Origin of the sequence: Peribacillus kribbensis DSM 17871, from assembly GCF_000430765.1 — a bacterium.
GTDB classification, from domain to species: domain Bacteria; phylum Bacillota; class Bacilli; order Bacillales; family DSM-1321; genus Paraperibacillus; species Paraperibacillus kribbensis.
This window is the reverse complement of the sequence record NZ_KE387241.1, coordinates 212,112-228,879: the sequence shown is the minus strand read 5'-3', so window position 1 is coordinate 228,879 and position 16,768 is coordinate 212,112. Positions and strand designations below refer to the sequence as shown.

The window sequence follows — 16,768 nt, the reverse complement described above, 5'->3', positions numbered from 1 at the left end:
TTCATAAGGGAACGGTTTGAACTGAGGATTATGTAAATTGGTCTCACAGTCTTTTAGATAAAAATGTATCATCACCATCCTTAAATATTCTTTCTTCATCTTCATTTGATGAAAATCTATTTGAAGTCGAAGTGTATTTTAAAAGAGCATTAGAAGAGTTGGCAATTAAAGAACCAACCTTTGAGATATGTGCAAGAGCCTACATAGGTGCAAATAGAATCATAAAAGCTAATGACTATGCAAAGATATTTGACTTGGCACATATGATTTTTCAAATTGTTGCTACGGAGTTAGATCGTTCAGATGACCTGTCTGTTTGGTTTGAAATTAGTGAATCCTAAAATGAAAGAATGGAATGACTCATTTAGATGAAATTATCGACATAATAGTTGGTAGAGGAGTAAGAGAAATGAGTACAAAGGAAAATCTATAGACATATTTATACATCTGCAAAAACCTTCAAATCAAGAAGGTTTTTTTATTTTATAATACTTTCAAAAATATTCATTACAAAAAGCTTTGATTTAAAAAATGTTAAAATGTTAAATTTGAATCAGAATTCCCGATATAAAGGATGTTCATTTTGTCTGGTGAATTAATAACAAAAAGTTACATGAAGTAGAAAAGAATATTTTTAACTCACAAAAAATATATGAACAGGTACCCACGATTTTTTAACAAACATTTTTTAATCGAGACTTTTTTGAGAAAAACATAAGAGAAGCATAACAAACATATAGACACATCCGCTGCCATCATTTTATGTGATTCGGGCAGCCAGCTACGATCATAAAAAAGCGAAGTTCTAATAAATGAGTCTGCTAAACTAAGTATTTTTCAAAGAATGCTATTGTGTCAAGGGTAAGTGAAAAAGAATTCCCTATAAAATACGAAAGTTAAATATTCAAAAAATATAATATAAACAACAAAGATATAAAAAGCAAAATGTCGATAGGATTGCTTTTGATGACCATTCATAGGGTAAATGGAGAATGTCTTCGTTAAAGCTGATAAATATATATATCAAGAGAAAAAAGCAAAAAGAACAGAAAATAAAAAATAGAGTGGGTCTATGAAAGGGAATCTCTGAAATTTTTCAAACCGTTGTGAAGGGCGATTGATCTGTCTTCTATTAAAATGTATAGGCTTGTTTTCAAGCAATAGAACGCAGCTATATTTATGATAAGTTACCGATTTTGGAGGTGCTAATATAACGTGGAACATACCTATGAAGTATTACAATTAGAAACTAATCTCAGAAAGGCACTGAAGAAAAAAGAATTTGTTCTTCATTATCAGCCAAAACTGAATTTGATTTCTGGAAAGATTGAGGGAGTCGAGGCATTAATTCGTTGGGAACATCCTGAAAAGGGGACTATTCCTCCAAATGATTTTATTCCTCTTGCAGAAGAAATAGGATTGATAATCCCAATCGGCGAATGGGTTTTACATACCGCTTGTCAGCAAAACAAAGCATGGCAGGAAGAGGGATTACCTCCTTTAATTATGGCGGTCAATTTGTCTGCACGTCAGCTTTTTCAGACGAATTTAGTGGATAGGATACAATATATTTTAAAAGAAACTGGACTTTCTCCTGAATACCTGGAAATTGAAATTACCGAAAGTATGGTAATGGATGTTCAATCCGCTTTTCCAATTTTAAAGGAGTTGAAACGAATTGGTGTCCGAATTAGTTTAGATGATTTCGGTACTGGATATAGTTCCCTTCATTGTTTAAAGGAATTTCCTGTCGATATTATCAAGGTAGACCAGAGCTTCGTTCGTAATTGTACGATAGATACTAAGGATGCCACGATAATAAAAGCCATTATTGCTATGTCTCATCAATTAAGCCTGGAAGTGATTGCTGAAGGAATTGAAACAAAAGACCAGCTGATTTTTCTTCAACAACATCTATGTAATAAGGGACAAGGATATCTTTTTTATAAGCCATTGCCTCCTAACGAATTCGTTCGGAATTTTCACGAAATTGAACAAATTGTTCATCAAGAGGGACTTCCCCAAAAAGTATCCAATCAAAAATGGCTGGAAGAAGAATTAGAAAAAACCCGTCAAGAATTAAGGGAAACTGTGAGACAACAACAAGGGATGATATTTAAATTTATCAAAAAGGATGAAAAATTCATTCATACTTTAGGTGATGGTGAATTGCTTTATCAAATGGGGTTTACCCCTGAAAGAATAATTGGACGGGAAGTTTATGATTTTCTTGATAAGAAAGATGCTGATACAAAACTTCAGTATTATCAAAGAGCTTGGGAAGGCGAGGAGAACGTTAATTACGAGGGTAAAGTCAATGACGTTTGGTACTTTGCCTCTTTACGTGCTATCCGAAGAGGCGGACAAGTGGTTGAGGTCATTGGTTCCTGTGTAAATATTACGGGAAGAAAGGAGATTGAAGAACAGTACAGACGGTTAGTGGAATTTTCTCCTGAACCGATTATTGTGTATAATCGTGGATTTATACAATATGCGAATCCTGCATGTATCAAATTATTAGGTGTATCCTCATTAAAAGAGTTAATGGGAAAATCGATTATGGAATATTTTGATCCTGCCTCTGTGAAGTTGATTGAAAAAAGAATACAAGAGTTGAATCGGACTGGAATTTATGTACCTCCTACGGAAGAAAAAATCATACGAGGAGATGGAACGTTAATTGATGTGGAAGTAACAGGAATCACGATTGACCATGATGATAAACCTTCGTTCCTGATGATGTACCATGATATTACAAAAAGAAAGCAGACAGAGGAAGCGCTCCGAAAAAGCGAATCGGAGTACCGACTCATTGCAGAAAATATGCAAGATTTAATTAGAGTGATAGATACAAACGGTGTTATTCAATATGCCTCTCCTTCACATGAATCTGTTTTAGGATTTTCACCAAGCGTTTATAAAGGTAGTTTATTTTATGAATTAATGCATCCTGACGATGTATCAAAAATACAAGAGCAGTTTTCTCAAGTGATTTCTACGAAAACACCTCGTCAAGTTGAATTCCGATATAAACATTCCAATGGTGGTTGGGTGTACGTGGAATCTTTCGGTACTCCTGTACTAAATGAGCAGGATGAAATAACATCTATTGTAATTGTAGGACGAGATATTTCAGAACGAAAGAAAGCGGAAGAATTAATACGAAAATCAGAAAAACTATCCGTTGTAGGTCAATTGGCCGCAGGAGTCGCACACGAAATAAGAAATCCGCTTACTTCGATCAAAGGCTTTGTTCAACTATTACAAAAGGAATTGGATAAGCCCTTCTTTACAGACGTGATACTATCAGAAATTAAAAGAATAGAAAGGATTGTGGGAGAATTTTTAACCCTTGCAAAGCCCCAAACACCACAAATGGAAGAGATAGATGTAATCGTTCTTTTAGAACAAGTGGTACTCTTATTTGATTCACAAACGTTATTGCATAATGTTGAATTCATACAAGAGGTTGATTCAGATTCGAATTTACCGCCTATCTACTGTGATGCAAATCAAATCAAACAGGTTTTTATAAATATTTTACAAAATGCGATAGAAGCCATGACAGATGGAGGGATTATAAAAATCCTTATTAATTGGGAAGATTCAGATTCCATCAAAATCCGATTTATTGACCAGGGATGCGGCATACCTAAAGAACGAATAAAAAAGATTGGAGAACCCTTTTACAGTACAAAAGAAAAAGGAACTGGATTGGGGTTAATGATTAGTCAAAAGATTGTCCAAGAACATGGAGGGACAATGAATATCGAAAGTATCGTTAATCAAGGAACTACAGTTGATATAATATTACCCATAAAGTAATATTTTGTATGCACTTTTACATCAAAAGATTGTCAAATATACTACTTAAAGCGTTTAGGTTAATGAAGAATTAAAACCAGAAGAAATGAAAAATTTCTTGTTTACTAATGTCACAAGACTAAAGGTGATTTACAGACCTTTAGTCTATTTTTATTCCCCCTAAGAGCAAAGGAAAACTTATGAAAAGTCTTCTTAAAGAGTTCAAGATATAAGGTTCCGCAACGTATAAACAACCATATATTAGCCCGAAAAAGAGAGGAAAAATAGTAATAACAGTAATTATTGTATTCGGAACTTTAATATAAACTATTTTAGTGGATGAACCGATATTAATATGGAGAAGGAATTTACGAAAGACTTTCTGAGAAAGTCACAAGTTTAAAATAAGATGTAAAAACAGTAGGTTGAATACTCTATGTACAATAAAATTATATACTAGCAGGTGAATCCCAGTTTTCCTAAATGAATAATTATAAATCACGATTTCGCACTTCAGAAAGGGTTTTTTTATGGTTTTAAAAGGGTTTTTTATAAATTTTACAATCTTATTTACATTGACTTTTATAATACACAAATACCTCTTTAGTGATAGATTTACAAAGATATCATCTACTAAACAAAAAATAATGGGTGGATTACTACATGGTTTGTTTGGTGTTATTCTCATGCAATTTGGTATTCCAGTAGAGGGAAGTAACGGTGTGCTTATTGACCTAAGAACTATTCCTATTATGATAGCATCTTATTTTGGGGGGTGGATATCCGCTTTTATAACGACAACTATTATCATTATTTGCAGATTGACATTTTACCCAATCTCTGAGGGTTCCATTATTAATGTTTTTGTTCTTACTTTAAGTGCAATAGCTTTTTCCTTGATAAATTATTCCAGTATAAAAAGGAATCAAAAATGGATTCTTATGGCTGCCTTGTTTATAGTAATTATCGGTATTGGGATTCATATCTTGATACCTGATTTTAAATTAGCAACGATTGTATATGTTCAATACGCCCTTTCTATTGTATTTGCTACGTTTGGAACTTATATGCTTAAATCATACCTTTGGCAAAGCCAAGATAACCTAAAACAATTAAAAGAATATGCTCAAAAAGACTATCTAACTGGTCTAAATAATGTTCGGTCCTTCAATACTAAAATAAATAGTGCCTTGTCAAAAGCAATAAATTTTAACGAAAAGTTATCTTTTATTATGATTGACATTGACCACTTTAAAAAGATAAATGACACTTATGGGCATCTTGTTGGGGATATAGTTCTAAAACAACTTGGAGATATTCTTGTAAAATCCAGTCGTTCAATTGATATAATCTCTCGAAATGGGGGAGAAGAGTTTAGTATCATAATGCCAGATTGTGATTCTATTTCTGCCAGAAGGGTTGCGGAAAGGATACGCCAAGTAGTGGAACAACATGTGTTTGTTCTAAATGGAGGAGCTGAATTAAAAATCACTGTTTCCATTGGTTATTGCACTGCAAAACCAAAAGATTCCATAACAGTTCAAGAACTCATTCATCAAGCCGATGAAGCACTATACAATTCAAAACGGACAGGTAGAAACCGTATTAGTTCATTACCTAACTATCAAAGCCACATCATATGAGTGGCTTTTTATTTTTTTGGAAACCAAAAATCTGATGTTGTTTCAGTTAATCATAAACGGTAAATAGCAAAAGTAATAGCACAAAGAGTATTTATCTCTTGACTCTTACTGCATCCTCAGATAAACATTAAGATAATACACCAATGCAGCTGCATTACCGATAACAGGGACAACAAAATCGGGCCGGTTTGGCTCTTGTATCAGGCAAATCTGTCCCAATAGAGGCTGCAGTCAATTTTTAAATGTCGGAATAGTTTAACATTAGGCGGGCAAAGAAAAGGAGCTGAGGTTATGAAACTTTTGCTTACATCTGCAGGGATTAATAACAAAAGCATCCATGACACGTTGATTGATATGCTGGACAAACCGATTGCTGAGTCCAACGCCCTGTGCATCCCCACCGCGATGTACGGTCACCCATGGGTTGGCCCCGGCGTCAAAGCTTGGGAGTTCATCAGCGGTAAAGAAGATAATCCTATGGTCAACCTGGGCTGGAAATCCGTCGGCGTTCTGGAGCTCACAGCGCTGCCGAGTATCAGTGAAGACCGCTGGGTGCCGCTGGTACGGGAAACGGACGTTCTGCTGGCGGCGGGCGGCGATGCTCTCTATCTGAGCCACTGGATGCGGCAGTCCGGGCTGGCAGATCTTTTGCCGTCACTTGACGCAGTTTATGTGGGAATGAGTGCTGGAAGTATGGTGATGTCCCCTAACATCGGGGAATTCTTTGTTGGCTGGACTCCGCCAAACGGTGGTGATGAAACGCTGGGTATAGTGGATTTTTCCATGTTCCCGCATCTGGATCACGAAATGCTGCCGCATAACACGATGGCTGCGGCAGAGAAATGGGCAGCCGGGATGAAAGGACCGGCGTATGCAATGGATGATCAAACCGCCATCAAAGTAATCGATGGAGCGGTAGAAGTTGTATCGGAAGGGAAATGGAAACGGTTTATGCCTTGATCTTGGTATGCTTCTTGGGTGTAATCTCGATCGCACAATATTCATAGCATTTGTGCCGCTTAGTGACAGACGTTTTATCAGCATTTCATGCTCTGCCTCATATAGCCCACTTTATAGTAAGCAGAAACCAAAATGGTTTCTGCTTGTTTTATGGCCAAGTCATGCTTTTATCAAAAGATATTTTAACTTTTTGAAACTTTTTTTACTATAGTTTCCACTAATTAGTAAGGGGGGCGAAAAAAATGAAAAATGAAAGCCATCGGCTGGTTAGAAAAGCAATCAAAGGCAATAAGAGCGCCTTTGAAAAGTTACTTCAAATGCATTATGAAAGGATCTATCGAACGGCGTATCTTTATGTACATAACGAAGAAGATGCATTGGATGTGGTCCAGGAGGCAGCCTATCAGGCCTTTACATCCATTCATTCTTTAAGACAGCCGGAATATTTTATGACCTGGCTTACTAGAATCGTCATTCGATGTTCGGGGCAGCTGTTAAAAAGAAAAAGTAACGTGGTTCCGCTGAGTGAGGAGATATTATCAAACCTTCCGAATCAAACCCATTCCAACATTGAGCAATCTTTACAGCTCCTAAATGCCATCCAGCAGTTAAAGGAGAAATATCGCACGGTCATTATTCTATTTTACTATCACGATTACTCGATCAAAACGATTAGCAATGTTTTAGGCATTCCAGAAAGTACCGTGAAAACGTATCTAAGCAGGGGAAAGGCGGAATTAAAAAAGTCCTATAAAATGGAGGAGGACACATGCCATGGATAATAAGGAAATGAAAATGACCATTGATCAAATACCCGTACCAAAAGATAAAGTTTTTGAGGCCATAAATAAAGGGTTAAATAAAACCACACCACGGAAAAAGACGGGGAAAAAGGGGCTGGCTGCAGCCGTGATGGCGGCTGCCCTGCTAGGGATTACAGTAACTACAGGATTTATTAATCCTGCAGTGAATCGAGTATTGGCAAAAACCCCTTTAATAGGAGGGATTTTTCAGGATTTTCATGATGCAGCAGGTGTGGAGTTAGCCAATCAGCATGCGGTCACCCAGTTAAATCAAGCCGTCACAAAAAATGGAGTGACAGTAAAACTCACCAGTGCTTATTTTGATGGCAATGTGGTATCCATTACAGGATTTGTAGATAAAGGTGTTGAAAAGGGGCATAACGAAAAAGGGGAAGTGAGTTTTGATCTGAACTTTGAAGACAAAAATGGGGATCATGATCCCTGGTTAAGAGGATTATCACATGGAATTAAGAAAGTGGAAAATGGATATAACTTTCAATGGAAAATGGAATGGCCATATCCATCATTTAAAGAGAATTCTACTCTTCCTATAACGATTCATAATATCAATGGAATAAAAGGCGAATGGAAATTTGATATTCCCATTCAGCAAGATAAAAATCGCACAATCGCTATAAATCAGGAAAAAGGATATCCAGAAGATGGAGTTAAAATTCGTATAAAAGAAATTCTTACTGCAAAAGCATCCTCTTCAATTGTTTATGAGACCATTCAGAAATACAAAAGGGAAAATATTGAAATAGAGGCCGTTGATAACAAAGGAAAAGTATATAGGTTTGTGAATGGATCAACACTTGAAGAATCGAAACAGGAAGATGGGTACCATAGTACGGTTCGGAAAGGAATGACCAAGCTGAATTCCACTGCTACTTCCCTTACTTTTTATCCGTATTTGTCGGCAGCAGATCCCAAAGTACAAAAGCTTTTGAATAGTAAATCTTTCACCTTAAAAAGCACACGGTTTAATTTAGGCCTACAGGTAAATGATGTTACTCAAAACGGTGAGAAATTGGTAATAGATTATCAACTTAAAGGGCTTCCGAAGAATTTGAGTGAAGGTAAACTTGAAACAATTAACCATAATTTGAAATACCTATTCTGGCTGGTTGATAAGGAATATTTAGATAAGATTGACCCTGACAATGCTTGGCCGCCTAAAAACCATGGTATACCATTTAATAAAGTAAAAATGATTGATAAGGAGGCAGCACACTTCCAATCTACTTTTGACCTGAGCGGAGAAGAAAGGATTGAGAATTTTAAACTAGAAAACACCATTATGCTGTTTGATTTTTCTAGCTTTGTCCCATCTAAGGAGTTAAAACCAATTACTGTCGAGCTTCCTGGGGGAGAAGAATGAGCCGGCTGACACTTCTTATGTTGGCTGCCAAATACACTCAACACCTGTAGAGGATATAGTGGGGTTACAACCTTAATGAAAGTGCGATTTAGATAGACGCAATAAAAAAATGGCTCTCCGCCTTACTAAGAATGTTTTTTGTTCGAGCATAGATGCCGTCACGATTGAAAGTTATACAGTTGACGAGGGCAAAGCAGGATTTGTTTTAAGAGGAAAGTGTAAACAGTGCGGCCATGAAGTTGTAAGGGTTGAACACTAAATAGGAAAAGAGCAGGGGGAACGGAGTATATGCCCCTGCTTCTTTTCTTTTTATCATATCTAAGTGATCAATCATTTCGCCTGAAAGAAAACACCCTTCTCATGAAAAAAAGCTTTAAATCAAAAAATTGTCTATCCCGGAAGCTGAAGATGTGCTGGTGTGCTTGTTCACATACTTGGCGGACCATAGATCAATCGTTCATATCACGAGCAGAGACTATTGCACCCCCCGATCCGATTCCCGGGATGCTGAATCAGCTCAGTGAGTTTTTTCTAAAGCAGGCTATCAGCATGGCAGCAGAGAAAGAACTATATGCTGTGTCAGGACTGATTGTTGGTGTGATTCTTTTTCGCCTGCAGGATGGAATCGACCATTCTGCTGATTTTCTAGTGCAAAAGTTTATACACTTTTTAGAAGTAAAAAAATACAAAATCATCCTGCTTTAATTTGGTGCCCGAATCCAGCAGTATCCGGCACCTTTATTACCCCCTGTTAGATTCCCTCATAAATGTGTTAAAATCTACTAGTCCCATATTGAGTATGTATCCTTTATACTATTAGGTTAGTGTGCATGAAAATTCATGAGTCATTTCAAGACTTTTAATAAATAGAGCGAGTGAATATAAAAGGGGGAAATTTCTTTGACAGTGACTGTAGGAGAAAGAATAGTGGCGGAGATCCGTCAATTAGATAAAAAGGGTTCTGGGCAGGCTGCGGTGTGGCGTGAGAACGACCAGGGCAGTATGAAGAAGCTGAAGCTGACAATTCCGCGGACTCTTCCTGGTGAAAAGGTGGATGTTACGGTGGATATGCCTGAGAAAAGAAGAAGATTGGCGGTGCCAAATGAAATTCTTGAGGCACATCCTGAACGAATTGCAGCAGCATGTCCGCACTTCGAGAAATGCGGCGGCTGTGTGTGGCAGCACTGGCAATACGAAGGACAGCTTAATGAGAAGACGAATCATGTGAAGGATGCCATTGAAGCGCAAGGGTTCGATCCTAATCTCGTACTGGATACGATCGGGATGGACAACCCTTGGCGGTACCGCAATAAAATGGAATTTACATTTTCGCCGGACGGTTCCCTTGGTCTGCATGAGCAGGGAAACTTCCGGAAAATCATTTCTCTTGAAACCTGCTTGATTGCCGGTGAAGAAATGGTGGCGGGTGCCATGGAAGTCGCAGATTGGGCGAAAAGCCATCAATTATCCGGATATAATAAGGATCTTCATGAAGGCCTTTTAAGGCACTTGATGGTACGGCAGTCATTCGCGACCGGTGAAATGATGCTGGCGTTATTCGCAACAGAAGCACCGGCTGGTGAATTGAAAGAGGCTGCTGATGATTTAGTGCAGCGCATTACCGAAAAATTCCCGCAGGTAAAAAGCCTGTTATGGCTGGAGAATACGGATTGGGCGGACCGTACCCAGTCAGAAGAAACCCATATCCTCGCAGGCCGTGATTTTATTTATGATGAAATGGATGGCTACCGCTTCCGTCTTTGGTTTGATACCTTCTTCCAAACCAACCCGGTGCAGGCACAGAAATTGGTGGACCTGGCCATTGAAATGGGACAGCCTAAGAAAACAGAAAAAATGATTGATCTGTTCTGTGGTGTCGGTACCTTTTCTCTTCCGTTTGCGGACAGAGTAGGAAAACTGGCTGGAATTGAAATTGTGGAGACTTCCATCGCATCAGCGAAACGGAATGCAGCGGATAATGGATTCGACAATACGTACTTCCTGGCAAAGGATGCGCGCAAAGGAATCGACGAAGTGCTGGAGAGCTTTGGTACTCCGGAATTATTGCTGCTTGATCCGCCGCGTTCAGGTGCAGGCGGAAAAGTGATGAGAAGAATCGGGCGTGCCAAGCCGGAACGAATTGTTTATGTATCCTGCAACCCGGATACATTTGCTATTGATATTAAGGAGCTTGAACAATTCGGATATTCCTTAAAGGTCGTGCAGCCGGTTGATTTATTCCCGCATACAGTCCATGTGGAGAGCTGTGCGTTGCTAGTTTTACGTTAAAATCAAGCAGAAGGGACAGAGAATCTATTAAAGATCCTCGCTGTTCCGTCTGCTTTTATTTCAATTCGATCGATTAGTCGATGTGACAATTCAGGGGTTAGGACATCGACTTTTGAGAATTTAGACAAATTCTTTTTGAGTTTCATCAGCTTGATTTTGATATTTTTGATGAAAAATGTAAAATGGCTGAGAAAATCTCAGCTGTTTTGTTATTTTTGTTTAATTTTTTCAGTTAGAATATTTCACTTATGGTCTCGTCTTGGACTTTGGATAAATCCCTAATCCCTGTTTATAAGCCATGCAGCCCCATTTATTGGAGGCAATAATCTTCAATCCATGAGATTTTAATAAATAGACACAATTCTCTTCTCTCGGTATTAAAAGGAGTGATTTCTGTTTCCTTAGAAAATCATTAAGACCATCATTTTCAACTTTTAAATTACCTGTCAGCTCTGCTGTCAGAACTTCGCTTTGAAGCCAGTTTACTTTTCCTGTTGGTTGGTATATATATAATAAGTCACCCTTCGTGTGAGTGTTATCCTTCACTTTTTCAATCAAACTCTGTTTTGGGTTTACTGGAGGGTAATTAATATATTTATCAATTTGCATTTCATAATAAGCTGCAACGGACAAAATGGATATGGAAAGAAGCACCTTTATAAACCAATTTCCCTTATGCAGCAATTGACTTGCAACAGTACCAATGATAATTGAGAGAGCAGGGTAAATCGGGAGAATATACCATCTGACCTTTGTTGTTGCTACAGTAAACAAAATGAATGGAACCAGAACCCATAGAGTATTACCAATCCAAAAATCATTTTTTTTCGCCCTGATTCTCTTAAAAGATATGCCTTTATTAAGAAGCAATAGAAAAATTAAAATGATCCCCCATAATAGAGAAAAACGAAACAAATTATTAATGTAGTAAAACATGCCTCCTGTATGATGCTCAATTGTCGAGGTTGATCTGTGAAGTAAATCATAAAATATCATGTTTTTAAAAAATTCAGTACCGTCATATTGGTATCGAATTGCTCCCCAAACAACAATAGGCAAGATCATGAACATACACAGAGTCATCCAATTTTTGAAAGACAGAGTTTTATATTTCTTAGTAAAAAAAAGAAATAGGCCCATAATGACAACAATGTTTCCTGCATGCCAACTTTTAGTTAAAAAAGCAAGAGAAAACGCTATACCTGAACCATATAGCCAATTAAGATTTCGATCTGCTAGCATTAGAGATAGTATTGCAACTGTAAAGAGAAATACAAAAAGAGAATCTGCATCTCCTGTTCTTGAGGCATGATTGGTTATATATTGCGTACACGTTGCCAAAACTAATGTTGAAATAATTGAAGCTAACTTCCCCTGTTTTTTGTATAAAAAAACGGCTGTTATCGTTATTGTTCCCATTGAGAAAATGGCTGAGCAAATTCTCAATCCAAGCTCATTAAAACCAGCAATTTTGTATCCCAAGATAATTGCCCAAAAACTAAGCGGAGGCTTTAGATTCCAATAATCAAAGTGCCCCCTATACTTATTAATAATAAAGTTTCCACTTTTAATCATTTCGAATGCACTTACACCATGCCTCGCTTCATCCCAGCTATAAATCGGAAAGTTTCCCAATTTATAAAAGACATTATATGCAGCCATGGATAGCAAACATAGTATAGAAACGATAAAAAACATAGTCGATTTTTTATTTATTAATCTCTCCATTATTTAAAGCCAGCCTTCCCTAAGATACAAAGTTAATTTAATCTCATCATTTAAAAATAATTTATTCGATTTATTTGAGCATTTTTATTCACTACTAGCATTTTTAATTTATTTGACCAATCTATTACATAACCCTTAATTTTCACTAAATAATCTATTAAGGTTCAATTAATTATTCCTTGTTTTGACTAAACTCAGAACATACCATTTTTTCTATTTGCTAACAGTGTAGATTACTGAACATTAAAAAAACAGGCTAACATTTCCAATTAGTCGTGCTAATATAAATATAATCTTTTTAGAAGAGGTGAGTTTAGTTGAGTAAAGTTGAGCAGAGTACAAAGTTAGATTTAGAACGAATTGTTCTTATTGGGAGGACCTTTGAAGAGTATTTGAATATGTTCTCTCTTTCAGAGGGAGAGCTGCAAGGAAAGAGAATACTCGATTGTCCAGCAGGAGCTTACTGCTGTTGGTAACAGGATAGGTTTAGATGTAACAGCTTGCGATATTGCGTATTACCATTCGGGTGAAGACCTAAAAAATAAAGGTCTCCAGGATATTGAACACGCTATGGAGCATATGGGGAAAGCCCAAGACAATTATAAATGGGAATATTACAATGATATAGAAGGCCTTAGAAAACATCGTTTAAGTGCCTTACAAGAATGTGCTAAAGATATGAGGGAATCCAATGAAAGATGCTTCCCTGTAACTTTACCTTCTTTGCCGTTTAGTAATGAAGAATTTGATATTCTTCTCTCTGCGCATTTTCTATTTATGTATTCGGATAGATTAGATTATCAATTTCACATTGAAACGCTGAATGAATTATTGAGGGTTACGAAAGAGGAAGTTCGTATTTTTCCTTTAGTTGATTTGGAGGGAAAAAGATATGAGCATTTAGATATATTAATAAGTTATCTGGCTGACAGTGGCTGTACAGTTGAAGAAGTGAAAGTACCATATGAATTTCAAACAAATGCTAATTTGATGTTAAAAATAAAAAAAGGGTAGTCATAAGGGATCAACGTTGACACGTTGGTCCTTTTGACTACACATCATTGAGCCCCGATACGGAATTTATTCGAGTAATAATAACTCATTCTAAAACAATTGAAGCCGCCGCTATTACTCTTGGAAATGATGTTCTGTATTGCAACCAAAACGAATTTGTTGAGTGGGCGCATAGAGCTATACAAGTGGTCAGAAATCTTCGACTAGACTATATAGGGCCAGGCAACGAAAGTTGGGGAGAAAAGGCAATGGCTGCTTACCGTGAATTCAGTCTAGATCCAGTATCAATTAAAGAAATGTTATCCAAAACACCTATAATTGATTTAAAACAGCTCTAGAGTTAATTGACATTTCGAGCAATGCGGACAAAAGAAGGGATATTCATTGGCTATTCTTCTTACTGAAAGGGATGCTTAAAGATTCAAAAAAAACAGATGCTAGCAAACTTCAAAACCGCTTGAGACCTGGGTGGCAGGTCTGTAATTAAGGTGAACAACCACTATATCAGTTGGATTGTCTATAATCAACACACCAGACATGTAGAAGCTGTTGCAGAACTAGTTTTAACTGAAGCGTAAGGTAAACAAGGCCTTGAATCCTAATTGGATTCAAGGCTATTTTTTATGGTTTCCTGATGCGTTCCAGGGGAAAAGACTCATATATCATTTTATTAAGGAGATGAAGTATGGGAATAAAAGCGTTAGTTCTCAATTGTACACTTAAAGACAGCAGTCAGCCGTCCAATACAGGGGCTCTTATTCATGAAGTGGTGAAGGTATTTGACGAATATGGGGCGGAGACGGAAGTTCTGACCATGGCGGATTATCACATCGGCTTTGGCATCACAAATGAGGCTGTCAGCGACAAGGATGAATGGCCCGTCATATTCGAGAAGGTTAAAGCGGCAGATATTGTTGTACTTGGTTCTCCGATCTGGCTGGGCGAGCAGAGCAGTCTGGCCACGCTTGTTGTGGAACGATTGTACGGAGGAAGCAGCCTGACCAATGAAAAAGGGCAGTATCTCTTCTACAACAAGGTCGGGGGAGCGGTTGTGACTGGCAACGAAGATGGTGCGAAGAATGTAGCCAGTTATTTGATTTATGCCTTATCCCACATAGGCTTCACTATTCCGCCGAATGTCGATGCCTATTGGGTGGGAGAAGCAGGTCCCGGGCCTTCGTATATCGAAGCAAAAGGCTATGAGAATGAATTCACAGTCCAGAACGCCAAGATCATGGGACATAACTTAATTCATCTCGCCAAGATGCTGAAGGAACATCCAATCCCTGCGGAAGGGAATGTTGTAGAGGAATGAGTGGAAAGCAGCTGCTTGATATCCAGGCAGCTTTTTATATTGGATCTCACCTGACTGCCCCTTCTCCGTGAACTGTGACTTTAGTAGCATTCAAAAATCCTCTGAAAGAAGTTAAGATATTTGGATGCAGGCGTGAATAATGCGGATTCCTGCATTCAAGGAATGTGAATAAAAAGGGAGAAGGTAGTTAAAAAATGTCTTTAGATTCATTTGCAATTGCTTTTTCGATGTCGGATATAGACTCTGAAATGTTAAAAAATACAGGAATCGCCATAGGAATTGTGCTTTTGTTTATTTTGTTCAGGAACTTATTTACGAGGTATGTATTTCAGCTGATTTTGAAGCTCTCCAGGAAGACGCCGACTGAAATTATTACCCAGATTTGTCTCGGATTTGAACGACCCTTAGGCTGGTTCTTTATCATAATCGGCTTGTATTTGGCGATGGATTATTTTCCATTTATCGAGCAGCATAATGCGCTGTTCATTAAATTTCTGCGGTCCATGGTCATTGTCTTGATTACTTGGGGATTATTTAATCTGTCATCTCCTACTGCGGGGATTTTAATCAGCTTAAATAGCAGAATTAATAACAAGATCGATTTGATTTTGATTCCGTTTATTTCAAGGGCGATTCGTGTGATCATGATTGCCATCAGCTTAAGTATCATCGGCCAGGAGTTTAATTATGATGTAAACGGCCTGGTTGCGGGCCTTGGGCTCGGTGGTCTTGCCTTTGCGTTGGCAGCGAAGGAAGCAGTAGGGAATCTGATAGGAGGGATTGTCATTGTAACGGAAAAGCCTTTTTCAATTGGAGACTGGATTTTGACTCCGAGTGTAGAAGGGACGGTAGAGGATATCAATTTCCGAAGCACAAAGATCCGTACATTTGACCAGGCGCTGGTCACCGTCCCGAATGCTACGCTTGCCAATGAGGCCATTACCAACTGGAGCAGGATGGGGAAAAGACGAATCACGTTTCATCTGGCGCTGACTTATAAAACTCCAAAAGATAAGATACAAAAAGTAGTCGACCGGATCGAAGAGCTCTTGAGGAATCATAAGGAAGTCCATCCGGAAACGATCATGGCAGCGTTTGAACGTTACAAGGAAAGCAGTCTGGAAATTCTTGTGTATTTTTTTACGAACACAACTGTCTGGGCAGAGCATCTCAAGATCAAACATACTATCAATCTAGAAATCATGGGAATCATGGAGGAAGAGGGAGTGGAAGTGGCTTACCCAGCCCGGACTATTTATGTATCCTCTGATACAATTGAAGATTTCCAGACAATGGGTTCTTACGATTGAATCCCTTTTAACAATCATCTATGGCAGCAGCCCTTCTTAACAAGAGGAGCTGTTTTTTTTGTGATCCCAGTTGCGGGAATCAGCATCTTGTTGAAATTTCTCTGGATCGTAAAATAAGGGGAGAATTTACCTTTATATGCTGAAGATAGCTCGATAAGGGGTTATATAAGGGGAGATTTTACCGTTATATAAAAAATAATGCCCATTTTTCCTGTTAATCAAGTCAATAAAGGGAATCTCTCCCTCTATTTAAGATAATTTTAGCTGTTTTTACAAAATAAGGGAAATTCCTCCCTCTATTTATCCAATCGATCGTCGGCGCGGATCAGAAGGTAATTAGAAGAGCAAAAATGTTTGATAAGAGACCATGTTGTTGATTAAAAATTCTATCTAAATAATATTCCTGACCGAAGGATATAGCTGTAGCGACTATAAACTGAATATTTAAACTTTTCATAATAAGTAAAACTATTATTGTAATATACTTGATATCTATTATAATAGTATTTATTACACGGACA

The 16,768-nt window shown here is 37.7% G+C and carries 11 protein-coding genes and 1 pseudogene; 11 read left to right on the top strand and 1 reads right to left on the bottom strand.

Going from position 1 to position 16,768, the window contains the following annotated elements; translation table 11 throughout:
* The first annotated feature begins 158 nt into the window (after positions 1-158).
* From H539_RS0121380 to rlmD, 8 genes are all read left to right on the top strand, one after another.
* A complete protein-coding gene (locus tag H539_RS0121380; protein WP_026695213.1) occupies positions 159-341 on the top strand; it encodes a hypothetical protein in 183 nt (60 codons plus the stop codon).
* 874 nt (positions 342-1,215) lie between these two features.
* Positions 1,216-3,825 carry an EAL domain-containing protein gene (locus H539_RS0121375; protein WP_026695212.1) on the top strand — a complete coding sequence of 870 codons (2,610 nt, stop codon included), beginning with the start codon at positions 1,216-1,218 and terminating at the stop codon, positions 3,823-3,825.
* A gap of 509 nt (positions 3,826-4,334) precedes the next feature.
* On the top strand, positions 4,335-5,447 hold the full coding sequence (locus tag H539_RS29325) for a GGDEF domain-containing protein (protein WP_051348726.1): 1,113 nt from the start codon (positions 4,335-4,337) through the stop codon (positions 5,445-5,447).
* 291 nt (positions 5,448-5,738) lie between these two features.
* Positions 5,739-6,407: a Type 1 glutamine amidotransferase-like domain-containing protein gene (locus H539_RS0121365; RefSeq protein ID WP_026695211.1), complete on the top strand. Its 669-nt coding sequence runs from the start codon at positions 5,739-5,741 to the stop codon at positions 6,405-6,407.
* 242 nt (positions 6,408-6,649) lie between these two features.
* Positions 6,650-7,189, top strand: coding sequence for a sigma-70 family RNA polymerase sigma factor (locus H539_RS29320; RefSeq protein ID WP_051348725.1), 540 nt, complete (start codon positions 6,650-6,652; stop codon positions 7,187-7,189).
* The gene (locus H539_RS0121355; RefSeq protein ID WP_026695210.1) at positions 7,182-8,591 is read left to right on the top strand and encodes a DUF4179 domain-containing protein; all 1,410 of its coding nucleotides are present in this window, start codon (positions 7,182-7,184) and stop codon (positions 8,589-8,591) included. The genes H539_RS29320 and H539_RS0121355 overlap by 8 nt, the downstream gene beginning before the upstream one ends.
* Before the next feature lie 549 nt (positions 8,592-9,140).
* Positions 9,141-9,296, top strand: coding sequence for a hypothetical protein (locus H539_RS31755; RefSeq protein WP_155890186.1), 156 nt, complete (start codon positions 9,141-9,143; stop codon positions 9,294-9,296).
* 195 nt (positions 9,297-9,491) lie between these two features.
* Positions 9,492-10,880 carry a 23S rRNA (uracil(1939)-C(5))-methyltransferase RlmD gene (gene rlmD / locus H539_RS0121345; protein ID WP_026695208.1) on the top strand — a complete coding sequence of 463 codons (1,389 nt, stop codon included), beginning with the start codon at positions 9,492-9,494 and terminating at the stop codon, positions 10,878-10,880.
* Between the two features lie 246 nt (positions 10,881-11,126).
* On the opposite strand, the gene H539_RS0121340 is transcribed toward rlmD, so the two are convergent.
* The gene (locus H539_RS0121340) at positions 11,127-12,608 is read right to left on the bottom strand and encodes an ArnT family glycosyltransferase (RefSeq protein ID WP_026695207.1); all 1,482 of its coding nucleotides are present in this window, start codon (positions 12,606-12,608) and stop codon (positions 11,127-11,129) included.
* Between the two features lie 317 nt (positions 12,609-12,925).
* On the opposite strand from H539_RS0121340, the pseudogene H539_RS29315 reads away from it, so the two are divergent.
* From H539_RS29315 to H539_RS0121320, 3 genes and pseudogenes are all read left to right on the top strand, one after another.
* A pseudogene (locus tag H539_RS29315) lies at positions 12,926-13,622 on the top strand (SAM-dependent methyltransferase).
* Between the two features lie 685 nt (positions 13,623-14,307).
* On the top strand, positions 14,308-14,937 hold the full coding sequence (locus H539_RS0121325; protein WP_026695206.1) for a flavodoxin family protein: 630 nt from the start codon (positions 14,308-14,310) through the stop codon (positions 14,935-14,937).
* Positions 14,938-15,131: 194 nt separating this feature from the next.
* Positions 15,132-16,247, top strand: a complete 1,116-nt coding sequence (locus tag H539_RS0121320) for a mechanosensitive ion channel family protein (protein WP_425414751.1) — start codon at positions 15,132-15,134, stop codon at positions 16,245-16,247.
* The last annotated feature ends 521 nt before the right edge of the window (positions 16,248-16,768 follow it).